8 protein-coding genes are annotated in these 11,388 nt (G+C 67.5%); 2 read left to right on the plus strand and 6 right to left on the minus strand.

Translation table 11 applies throughout. From position 1 onward, the window contains the following. Positions 1–19 precede the first annotated feature (19 nt). The 6 genes from HU230_RS34135 to HU230_RS34160 form a co-directional block, all read right to left on the minus strand. On the minus strand, positions 20–2,350 hold the full coding sequence (locus tag HU230_RS34135; protein ID WP_176534416.1) for an OmpA family protein: 2,331 nt from the start codon (positions 2,348–2,350) through the stop codon (positions 20–22). 234 nt (positions 2,351–2,584) lie between these two features. After that, positions 2,585–2,818: a hypothetical protein gene (locus HU230_RS34140; protein WP_224924749.1), complete on the minus strand. Its 234-nt coding sequence runs from the start codon at positions 2,816–2,818 to the stop codon at positions 2,585–2,587. A gap of 128 nt (positions 2,819–2,946) precedes the next feature. Continuing rightward, complete coding sequence (locus HU230_RS34145; protein WP_176534415.1) at positions 2,947–3,333, minus strand: VOC family protein; 387 nt, start codon at positions 3,331–3,333, stop codon at positions 2,947–2,949. A 196-nt stretch (positions 3,334–3,529) separates the two neighbouring features. Further along, positions 3,530–4,387, minus strand: coding sequence for an FkbM family methyltransferase (locus HU230_RS34150; RefSeq protein ID WP_176534414.1), 858 nt, complete (start codon positions 4,385–4,387; stop codon positions 3,530–3,532). Between the two features lie 30 nt (positions 4,388–4,417). Then, positions 4,418–6,466: an ABC transporter ATP-binding protein/permease gene (locus tag HU230_RS34155; RefSeq protein WP_176534413.1), complete on the minus strand. Its 2,049-nt coding sequence runs from the start codon at positions 6,464–6,466 to the stop codon at positions 4,418–4,420. Positions 6,467–6,702: 236 nt separating this feature from the next. Beyond that, positions 6,703–8,847, minus strand: coding sequence for a hybrid sensor histidine kinase/response regulator (locus HU230_RS34160; protein ID WP_176534412.1), 2,145 nt, complete (start codon positions 8,845–8,847; stop codon positions 6,703–6,705). 366 nt (positions 8,848–9,213) lie between these two features. On the opposite strand from HU230_RS34160, the gene HU230_RS34165 reads away from it, so the two are divergent. Next, positions 9,214–9,501 carry a FeoA family protein gene (locus HU230_RS34165; protein ID WP_176534411.1) on the plus strand — a complete coding sequence of 96 codons (288 nt, stop codon included), beginning with the start codon at positions 9,214–9,216 and terminating at the stop codon, positions 9,499–9,501. Then, positions 9,498–11,372 (plus strand): ferrous iron transporter B, encoded by a 1,875-nt coding sequence (gene feoB / locus HU230_RS34170; protein WP_176534410.1) that lies wholly within the window; start codon positions 9,498–9,500, stop codon positions 11,370–11,372. The genes HU230_RS34165 and feoB overlap by 4 nt, the downstream gene beginning before the upstream one ends. The last annotated feature ends 16 nt before the right edge of the window (positions 11,373–11,388 follow it).

The raw sequence follows: 11,388 nt of genomic DNA on the forward strand, positions 1-11,388 counted from the left end.
ATCGTGGTGTCGCGCCGGCTCAGCGCGGCGGCGCTGCGGAGGCGGTGCCGCCGTTGAGCAGCGGGGTGATGCGGCGGACGGTGACGCGCCGGTTGATGCGGCTCGGTCCGTCGGTCTGCTCCTTCAGGTATTGCGAGCCGTAACCCTGCGAGGTCAGGTTTTCCGCCGGCACGCCGAATTGCTGCGTCAGCAGCTCGGCGGCGGACTGCGCACGGCGGTCGGACAGCGACAGATTGTCGGTGTCGTTGCCGGTCGCATCGGTGTGGCCTTCGATCAGGAACACCTCGCGCGGATTGCGCTGGATAGCCCGGTTGAGGCCGTCGGCGATCGCCTGCAGCTTCGCCGCCTGATCCGGCGGAATCTGCCAGGAGCCGGAGTCGAAGTTGATGCTGTTGACGTCGATCGACGGCATCAGCATGCGGACGTTCGGGCTGTAGCGGATCTCGTCGAGCGTATAGCGTCGGGCGATCCGGTCCACCGGCGGCGCCTCCATGGTGTCGTAGATCACGTCCGGCGCCGCGCTGTCGGACTCGACGATGTAGCGATCATAGGGGATGCGGACCACCGGCGGAGGCAGGTCGACATAGAAGCCGCCGACCGCGCCCGGATCGCGATAGCTGTTGTCGATGATGACGAGCTCACGCCCGCCCGGGTCCCTTCGGATCCGGCGCAGCATCTGGCCATCAGGACCGACTACCGTGATGATCTCGCTGCCGTCGGGACGAACCACGACGGTGCGGGTCTCGCCGCCGATCGTCTCGGTGCGGATGTCACGCGCGCCATAGCGGAAGCGATAGACGTCGTCGCCGCGCACATAGGCCTGACCGCCCGGATCGCGGATGATGATGCGATCCGGCTCGGTGTAGATGGTGCGGCCGCCTTCGACGACCTCCTGCCGCTGGTTGTGCAGGTCGGCGATGGTCCCGCCGATGATCGCACCGGCCACTACGCCCGCACCGACGGCGGCACCGATCGCGAGCGGCGAGATGTTGTCACGTCGCGGAGGCGGCGGAAGCGGCGCCGTGACCGTTGGCACGGCCCGGAACGCGGACGAGACCGTCGGCGGGGCGTATTGCGCCTTGTCGGGCGGGGGCGTTGCGGCCGCCGAGCCGGGGACGACACCCGGCGCCGAGGGGCCGGCCGGACGTGCCGATGGGGCGCCCATGGCGGCTCCTTGGGCTGGTGATACGCCGGGCGCAGCACCAGCAGCTGGCGGAGTGCCCGGGCGTCCCGGCTGACCCGGAGCCGGTGTCGCGCCGGGGGCGCCCATTGCGGCGCCTGGGGTCGCCGGTGCTCCGGGCGGTGTGGCAGGACGTCCCTGTTGACCCGGCGCCGGTGGTGTCGGCGTCGCGCCGGGCGGCGTGGCGGCGGGTGGGGTGCCGGGCGTGCCAGGCTTTGCGGGCGGCTGTCCGCCTGCTGCGGGAGGCGTTGTCGTTGTCGATGGCGTAGGCGTTGCCGGCGACGTCGCGCCGGGCGGCGTGCCCGGCGGTTGCTTGGCACCGCCAGGACGTTCGCCACCCGGACGATCACCAGGCCGGCGCTCGGCCGGCGCCGGTGTTGCAGCTCCCGGAGCTGCCGGCGTCGGCGTTGCAGCCGGCGTGCCTGGGCGCGCTGCCGGCGCGGCAGCCGGTGCTGCGGGAGTGGCACCCGGTGCTGGGGTCGGCGGCGTGTGCGCGGGTCCTGCGCCGGGCGGTGGCGTGCCCGGCCGCTGCGGTGCTGCAGCGGGCGGCGGTGGGGTCGGCGTGGGATGTGCGGGCGCTGCCGCCGGCGGTGGCGGGGTCGGCTTCGCGGGTGCAGCCGCGGGCGGCTCCGGCCGTGCAGGTGCTGGCGATGGTGCCGGCTTCGCGGCGGGTGGCTCGGGCCGCACGGGCGCGGCTGCCGGCGGAGGCGGAGCCGGGCGCGCGGCGGGCGGTTCGGGCCGTGCGGGAGCGGCCGGCGGAGCGGGGTGTGCTGGGGCGGCCGCGGGCGGCGGAGGCGCAGCGGGGCGCGGCGGCGCGGCGGCGGGCGGAGCCGGGGGCGTCGGATGCGGCGGAGCGGCGGCAGGGGGCGGAGGTGGCGGGGTCGGACGCGCGGGCGCCGCGGCCGGCGGAGGAGCCGGATGCGGCGCGGCTGCCGGAGGCGGCGCTTGCGGATGCGGTGCGGCGGCGGGCGGTGCAGCGGCGGGCGGTGCCGGATGCGCAGGTGCGCCCGGCGCGGGCCGTGGCTTCGGCTTTCCGTCAGGTCCGAGCTCTTCCTTTGGCTGCGCCTGTGCAACGACCAGCGGCGAAGTTTGTGCGTGCGACGCTGAGGTGGCGAATTGCATCACCGTCAGCGCAGTCGTGGCAAGCAGCACGAGACGAAGCTTTGTCATGGTCTTGGAGTCCCCGGCGGAAAGTCTGGGCAGGAAGGATAAGGAAGTCAGAGCCGAACAATTCGGCAGGACGATGAATTGCCAGCCGTTAGGCCGGATTGTGGCGAGCGCCGAATCATCGGCGAAGTTTATTTCGACATTATAACGGGTTGCATCCGCGCTTGTTCACCGGGTGTTCAGAAGAAACGCTCGGACACACTCGCAATCGATCTGGAACCAGGGCGCGACGGCGAATCAGGGGACGGCGGGGCGATCTGTCGCAGGCGGCGGGCCGGTTGGTCCGGGCGGTCCGCGCACCGGTGATTCGTCGGGTGTCTTGCCGGGCAGCTCGTCCGGTCGCGGCGGCTCGCCAGGTTCGCGCACCGGCGGTGGAACCTCCGGCTGCGGATTGCCGGGCGGAATTCCGGGCGGCGGTTCACTCGGCGTGCCCGGCGTCGTCGGGGGAATCTCGGGAGGCTCGATCGGCATTACGTCGAGACCGTGCCGCAGTTGCCGATGTCAGGTCCACCGATGTCAGGTCGCGTCGCGCGCATTGATCGCTCCATCGCAATTCGAAGCGATAACGGATCGCGCGCCGCGCCGTTCCTTGAAGCACCTCATCCGGGCGTGTGGCAGACCGCCTCGATGTTGTGGCCGTCGGGATCGAGCACGAACGCGCCGTAATAGTTCGGATGATAATGCGCGCGAATGCCGGGCGCGCCGTTGTCGCGGCCGCCGGCGGCCATCGCGGCCTTGTAGAAGGCGTCGACGGCGGCGCGGTCCTTGGCTGTGATCGCGATATGCACCGGCTTGTTCATCGCGCCCTCGCCGCCGATCCAGAAATCCGGCTTGCCGTCGGCGCCGAAGCCCGCCGCAGGCGCGTGCCCAGTGACTTCAGCAGGCACTTCCATGATCAGGCCATAACCGAGCGGCGCCAGCGCCGTCTGGTAGAACGTCTTCGCGCGTTCGTAGTTGGAGACCGAAAAGCCGATATGGTCGATCATCGCGAGTTTCCCTGTGTGTGCGACACTACATCCTCAGACTCGTTGCACCTCTCCCGCTTGCGCGGGGAGGTCGGGTCGCATCGAAGATGCAATCCGGGTGGGGGCTCTCTCCGCATGATGACTAGCCCCATCGCGGCGACACCCCACCCCAACCCCCCAAGCGGGAGAGGGAGCATATCTCTGACGTGGTTACATCTCATTCCCGCACAAGCAGCGTGTTGCTCCGCGTCCGGCCCTGATCGACGTAACCGCGCGTGTGCATGTCCGCAATGCAGTCGTCGGTCCATTCGTCCTTTGACAGATGCTCGATCACGACCGCGCGGGGCCATAGCTGCTCAGGCGCGTCGCGGAAGAAGCCGGTGAGCACGCGGTCCTCGAAACCCTCGACGTCGATCTTCAGCGCATCGACGCTGGTCGCGCCGGCCTCCTCGAGGATGCGTTGCAGCCGCAGCGATGGCACCTTGAACGCCTTGCCCGTGGGCGTGCCGGTGACGATGTGGCTGGCGCCGAGATTGTCGCCATCGGTCTCGATCATCAGCTCGCCGTCGGTCGGACCTGCGGCGGCCGCAACCAGCCGCACCTGCGGATAGCCGGAGGCCTGCGTGTTGAATTTGAGCCGCGGATGCGTCATCGGATGCGGCTCGATCGCGATCACCTTGCCATTGGGCCCGACATCGCGCGCCAGCGCCAGCGCATAGGTGCCGACATTGGCGCCGAGATCGACGAAGGTGCCGCCGGTGCCGACATGCCGGCGCAGGAAGGCGAGTTCTTCCAGATTGTAATCGGGATTGAACAGCGCGCCGCGCTCGGTCGCGCTCGCCTGATGATAGAAGCGGAACGATGCACCCTGATAGGTCACGTCGATCGGCCCCGAGCCGAACAGATTGACCAGCCGCGACAGCCAAGGCCGGAACGCGCCGCGCTTCAATCCGCTGCCATGCGCAAGCCGGATGATGGCAGCCTGCGCCGCATTGGGCGCCAGGGCGCCGAACGGGGCCGGCGAAATGTCGTTGCTCGGGATCACGCATTGCCTCATCAAAAGCGCGGCATGCATAACCGGTTTTGACGGGAGCGCCAACGCCCGTTATGCCGCTTTGGCTGCGGCTCGCCGTTGCCGCAGGAAGCCTCCGAGCAGCCTTCGCTTGCCCCTGCGCGGGATCAGGTCGACGTCGCTGACCAGCCTGGCGCCGCCCTTGCGGCGTTCCAGCACGATCTTGCGGCTATGGAATGCTTCGAGCTCGACGCGATGGGCGACGCTGACGATGGTCGCCTTCGGCAATTCCGTCGTCACCATCTCCATCATCCTGTCCTGGCTCTTTTCGTCGAGCGCGGAAGTCGCCTCGTCGAGCACGACGATGTCGGGGCTGTGCAGCAGCAGGCGGGCAAAGGCGAGCCGCTGCTTTTCGCCGCCGGACAGCGTCTGGTCCCACGGCGCGTCCTCCTCGATCTTCTCCTTGAGATGGTCGAGGCCGACCTTATGCAAGGCGTCGCCGATCTGCTCGAGGCTCCAGTCCTCTGCCGCGCCGGGATAGGCCGCCGCGCGCCGCAGCGTGCCCGAGGGTACGTAGGGCTTTTGCGGGAGCATGAACAGGCGGCGGTCCGCATGCAGGCTGACACTGCCTCCGCCCCAGGGCCACAAGCCGGCAATGGCGCGGACCAGCGTGCTCTTGCCGGTCCCGGATTCGCCGGCGACCAGCAACCGTTCCCCCGGCTCGATCACGACCTCGGTTTCGCCGACCACGGCGGTACCGTCGTCGAGCGTGACGGATAGGTCGTTGAGGCTCAGCATGGCTTCACCGCTGGTCTCGCCGCGCTTGATGCGGCCGAAGCCGTCGCCGGTCTCGGCGCGTTCGAGCCCGTCGAGCGACATCATCAGCGACGCGATGCGGCGTGCGCATGCGTTCCAGTCGGCGAGCCTCGGATAATTGTCGACCAGCCAGCCGAACGCGGTCTGCACGATGGTGAAGGCGGAGGCTGCCTGCATCACCTGGCCGAGCGTCATGCTGCCCTCGAGAAATTTTGGTGCGCTCAGCAGCAAGGGCACCACCGGCGCAATGAGATTCGATCCCTGCGACACCAGCGTCGTGCGCATGTGCTGTCCGGCGAGCCGCGCCCATTGCCGCAGCACATTCGAGAATGTCCTGTCGATGCCGTCGCGCTCCTCGGTCTCGCCGCCGAGCAGTGCGATGCTTTCGCCGTTCTCGCGTACGCGGGTCAGGACATAGCGGAATTCCGCCTCCGCCTGGTTCTTGTCCTCGGAAATCTGCGCGAAGCGACGGCCGATCGCCATGATCGAGCCGGACGCGATCGCGGCATAGATGATCGCGGCAATGACCAGAAAGCCCGGGATGCTGATCGACGAGCCGCCGAGCGTCAGCGTCAGGGCGCCGCCGATCGTCCAGAGCACGACGATGAATGTGACGGCGGAGAGCAGCGCCGACGTCACGCCGGCGATGAAGTCGACCGGCGAGTCGGTCGCGATCCGCAGGTCCTCGGCGATGCGGTATTCCGGGTTCTTGTGGTCACCGTCGACGAGGTTGAGCTGGTAGTAGCGGCCGCTCGCCAGCCAGCGCGAGACGACGGCGTTGGTCAGCCAGGCGCGCCAGCGCCGCTGGATGCCCATGCGACCGAATACCTGGGCGACGCCGAGCAGCACGCTGCCGATCGCGAGCGGAAAGAAGATGGCAGTCAGGTGAAAGACACCGACCGAATCCCGCTTTTCGATCGCATCGAAGATCGCGCGATTCCAGACATTGATGCCGTACTGGACGGCGACATTGGCCACAATCAACAGCAGCAGGCCGATCGTGAACAGCCACGCCAGCCGGTCGCCGTTGCGTCCCCAGTAGCCGTGCGCGGTGATCCAGAACCGCGTCAGCAAATAGTCCTTGCGCGCCTGTTCGGCCTCTTCGGGCGACAATTCGGGATCGGGCTCGAGAATTTCCGGTGGCGGCGGTTCGACATGGTCGCCGTCTTCCGCGGTGACCTCGACAAATTCCGACTTGTCGTCTTCGGTCTGCGCGGCGTCGGTATCTTCGAGGCCGGCTTGCTTCGCGCCCGCCGCCCGAGGCGAAGATGCCTTGGCGGAAGATTGCTTGCTCGAAGCTTCGGATGTTGCCGCAGCTTTGCTCATGCCACGACAACGCCAAGGCAAATCAAACGGTTCCTCGCCGTGCCCGCGATCAAATCATGTCGCGAGGATGCGAAGCCGCTCCTCCTCCACGCGGTCATCGCCCGGCTTGACCGGGCGACCCAGTACGCGGCGGCCTATCAGATTGGACTCGGCGTCTCTGGAATACCGGATCACCCGCATGCGCGGGTGACGACACCGGTGGCGAGGCAACGGAATCGAAAACCTGCCGACCATCGTCACGACGCCGGCGCCTGGTCCCGCTTCAGCCGGCGCGAGCGGGTGGCCTTGTGCAGCACCCGCGCCAGCTGCTCGGTCGAATAAGGCTTCTGCAGCAGCTCGAAGCCGCCGCTGCCCTGCTGCGAGAGCACCTGGCTGTAGCCGGAGGCAAGCACGATCGGCAGATCGAGCCGCTGCCGGCGGATCTCCTCCGCAAGCTCGATGCCGCTCATGCCGGGCATCACGACATCGGTGAACACCAGGTCGAACCTGCCGGGGTCGACGGCCAGTTCCTCCAGCGCGTGGGTGGCGTTCTCGACCAGCACGCAGGTGCAGCCGAGCTGGGTCAGCGTGTCGGCGGCGAACTTTCCGACCTCGGCATTGTCCTCAACGATGAGGACCGACGCACTGGTCGGATCGACCGAAGGTGCATCCTCCGTGAGCGGCGATTGTACGTTGTGTCTGCCGACGACACGCGGGAGATACAGCGTGAACGTCGAGCCCTTGCCGACTTCGCTGGTCACGGTGACCTCGCCGCCGGATTGCTTGGCGAAGCCGAACACCTGCGACAGGCCAAGGCCGGTGCCGTGTCCGACCTCCTTGGTGGTGTAGAACGGCTCGAAGATGCGGCCGAACAGCTCCGGCGGAATTCCGACGCCGGTATCGGCCACCGACACCGCGACATGGCCGTGCGGGCTCGGCGGCGTGATTGCCTCGGACGGCAACTTGTTCACGGCGCGGACCGCGATCGTGAGCCGGCCGACGCCGTCCATCGCGTCGCGCGCATTCACCGCCATATTGATGATGGCGGTCTCGAACTGGCCCGCATCGGCGTTGACGAGGCAGGTCTCGTCCGGCACCTGCGCCGTGATCTCGATCCGCGAGCCGATCAGGGTGGTGATCATCTCGCTCAGGGTGCGGACATTCTGGCAGACGTCGAACACCTCGGGCTTCAGGGTTTGCCGGCGCGCGAATGCAAGCAGCTGGTTGGTCAGCTTGGCGGCACGGTTCACGGTGTTGGAGATCGCATCGATGTAGCGCTGCCGCCGCGGCTCCGGGAGGTCCGGCCGCCGCAACATGTCGACCGACGCGCGGATCACGGTGAGCAGATTGTTGAAGTCATGCGCGACGCCGCCGGTGAGTTGCCCGAGTGCCTCCAGCCGCTGGCCATGCCGCAACGCGTCCTCGGCCTCGATGCGCCGGTCGGCCTCCTCCTGCAGGCGCTGGGTTCGCCGGAAGGCGAGCGCGAGCAGGCCGAACAGCAGCGCGGTGGCCGGTATGCCGAAGATCAGGTGCTGCGCCATGGTCGAGATCCAGCGCGCCTGGATCGCCGAGGTTTCGAGCCCGGCGCTGACATAGATCGGGTATTCGGCCAGCCGCTGATAGCGCATGCGCCGTTCGATACCGTCAGCTGGGGAACGGATCGTCATGCCGCCGGTCTCGGGATTGGCGACGACCTGTCGCCCCAGCGGCCCGCTCGGCTCGAACCTGGCGTCGTGGTCGATGACAGGGAAATGCGCCAGGATCGAGCCATCGGTCCGGATCAGCGCCAGGAAGCTGCCGGGCTCGCGCCCGATCTTGGCGTAGAAATTCTCGAAATATTCCGGAAGCACGGAGGCCTGGATCACGCCGCCAAAGCTGCCGTCCTCGTTGTTGCGGCGGCGGCCGACGCTGAAGAACCGCGACCCCTGATAGGGTGCGCGCGGCGTCAGCACCTCGCCGATATAGGTACCGATGTCGCGCTCCATGTGGATGCGGAAGTAATCCCGATCCGAGAAATCGATGTCGGGGGCCGGTTGCACCAGGCTGTTGACCAGCGCATGGCCGTTGGCATCGAACACCCAGATCGATTTCACCTGGGGGAGCGTGTCGGCGACCCGGCGCAGCCGCTCGTGCAGGCTCTTCTCGCGCGCGGCGATATCGGCATCGCTCATGCCGCGGATGACCTCGGTGATCTCGGCCAGGCTGCGGTCGATGGTCTCGAACACCTTGAGCGCGTGCTCATGGGCGACGTCAAGCGTGCGTTGGATTTCCTGGTCGGCGGCCTCGCTGGTCGAGATCCGGGACATCGCGGAAGCAAACAAGAACAGCGCCAGCGGAAGGGCCAGCGAGGCGGCCATCATCCATTGCAGCAGTCTCAGCGAATTGCGGTGTGCGGTCGGCACGGGCGCTCCGGCTTCTTGCGGACCTTAACGCAAACCGTCGCGCCGGAGGAAGCGAAACCCCGCCCGGGATGGCCGTGCGGATGGCGATCCGCCGCCCGCAGGCAGCGAAAGGGCGTCCAGAGCGATCGGCCGGCAGCCGGTCCGCGCGCGGGCCCGCCGCGGAGGGGCAATGCCGACCGCGCGGCCGACCCAATCGGGTCTGCCGGGCGGATGCCGCCCGGAGGGATCACGACCTCGTTAGCGAGGGCGCGGCAGTCAAGCGGAAAATCGGCCGGGATGACGATCGCGGGCGCTGTTTTTAGGAGTTCTAAAACCACCCGCGGGCAAATGCTTGACCCTGTGACTACCTGCTGAAACACAGGCCGCATGACAGGCGATCCAAACTCCTCCCAGGATAACTTACGGGACATCCGGCTCGGACATGCGGATCGCGGTTTTGTCGGAAAAATCATCAGGCTCGATGCGCTCGTGACGGGTTCATCGCTCTCTCCGCAGGAGCTCGAGCAGCGCCTGGTGGAGATGGGATTTGTCGAGGGCGCGCGCGTGGAAATCCTGCATGAAGGTACGATCCGGCGGGATCCGATCGCGGTGCGCGTCGACAACATCACGATCGCGCTGCGCCGGAGCGAAGCCATGGCCGTGATCGTCCAATGACAACTGCATCCCTGCGCCTGGCGCTGGTCGGCGCGCCGAACACCGGCAAGACGTCGCTGTTCAACCGGTTGACCGGCAGTAGCCAGAAGGTCGCCAATTATCCCGGCGTCACCGTCGAACGCAAATCCGGCGGCTTCGTCACGCCGGAGGGCCGTAGCGTGACGGTGCTCGATCTGCCCGGCACCTATTCGCTGCGCGGCCGCAGCCCGGACGAGGAAATCACCCGCGATATCGTGCTCGGCCGCTTCAACGGCGAGGCGGTGCCCGATCTCGTGCTCTGCGTCGCGGACGCCACCAATCTGCGGCTGACCTTGCGGCTGGTGCTCGAACTGAAGCGCGTCGGCCGGCCGATGATGCTGGTGCTCAACATGATCGATATCGCGAGGCGCCGCGGCGTCACGATCGATCTCGATCGCATGTCGCAGGAACTCGGCCTGCCGATCGTGACCTCGGTCGCGGTCCGCAAGGGCGGTGTCGACGAGCTCTTGAAGCGGACCGACGAATTCCTGGCGCGGTCGCATGAGGCGGCGGCCAGCGAGTGGGCGACGCCGACGATTGCCGACCTCAAGGCGGCGCAGCGCGAGGCGGACCGCATCATCGCGGCAGCCGTAACGCTGCCGACCAAGCCCGACACGCTGACCAACCGGATCGATTCCGTCGTGCTGCATCCGGTCTGGGGTCTCGTGATCCTGGCCGTGATCCTGTTCGTGATGTTCCAGGCGGTGTTCACCTGGGCGCAGCCGGCGATGGAATTGCTGTCGGACGGCTTCTCCGCGCTTGGGCAGCTGATCCACGATTTGCTGCCGGAAAGCTGGAGCCTGTTGCAGAGCTTCCTGCAGAACGGCCTGATCTCGGGCGTCGGCAGCGTCATCGTGTTCCTGCCGCAGATCATCATCATCTTCCTGTTCATCCTGCTGCTGGAAGATTTCGGCTACATGGCGCGCGCCGCATTCCTGATGGACCGCATCATGGGCGGCGCCGGGCTGCACGGCCGCGCCTTCATTCCGCTGCTGTCGAGTTTTGCCTGCGCCATCCCCGGCATCATGGCGACGCGGGTGATCGACAATCGCCGCGACCGCCTGACCACGATCCTGATCGCGCCGCTGATGACCTGCTCGGCGCGGATTCCGGTCTATACGCTGATCATCTCGGCCTTCGTTCCGGCGACCTCGCTGTGGGGCTTCGTCAATCTGCAGGGGCTCGTGATGTTCGGTCTCTATGCCGCCGGCATCACCAGCGCGCTGACGGTCTCGGCGATCGCAAAGTTCTTCCTGTGGCGCGACCATGCGCCGGCGCCGTTCATGCTGGAATTGCCCGACTACAAGGTGCCGCGGCTGCGCAGCATCGCGATCGGCGTGCTCAATCGCGCGAAGATGTTCCTGTATCGCGCCGGCACCACGATCCTCTCGATGATGGTGCTGATCTGGTTCCTGGCCTCGTTCCCGACCGCGCCGGCCGGCGCCGAGGGGCCGGCGATCAACTACAGCTTTGCGGCGATGATCGGCCACGCGCTCGAGCCGCTGCTGCGGCCGATCGGCTTCAACTGGCAGATCGCGGTGGCGCTGATCCCGGGCATGGCGGCACGCGAGGTCGCGGTCGCGGCGCTCGGCACCGTCTATTCGATCGAGGGCGGCAAGGAGGCCGCCGAGCAGATCGGCCAGGTGCTGGCGCAGAAATGGTCGCTGGCGACCGCGCTGTCGATGCTGGTCTGGTACATCTTCGCCCCGCAATGCGCCTCGACGCTCGCGGTGATCCGCCGCGAGACCGGCGGCGCGAAGTGGATGGTGGTGACGTTCCTGTACATGCTCGCGCTGGCCTATGTCGCGAGCTTCCTGACCTTCAATTTGGCGCAGGCGCTGGGGCTGCATTAGCCGGGCCGTCGCGTTC

Source organism: Bradyrhizobium quebecense, from assembly GCF_013373795.3.
In the GTDB taxonomy this organism is placed as follows: Bacteria; Pseudomonadota; Alphaproteobacteria; order Rhizobiales; family Xanthobacteraceae; genus Bradyrhizobium; species Bradyrhizobium quebecense.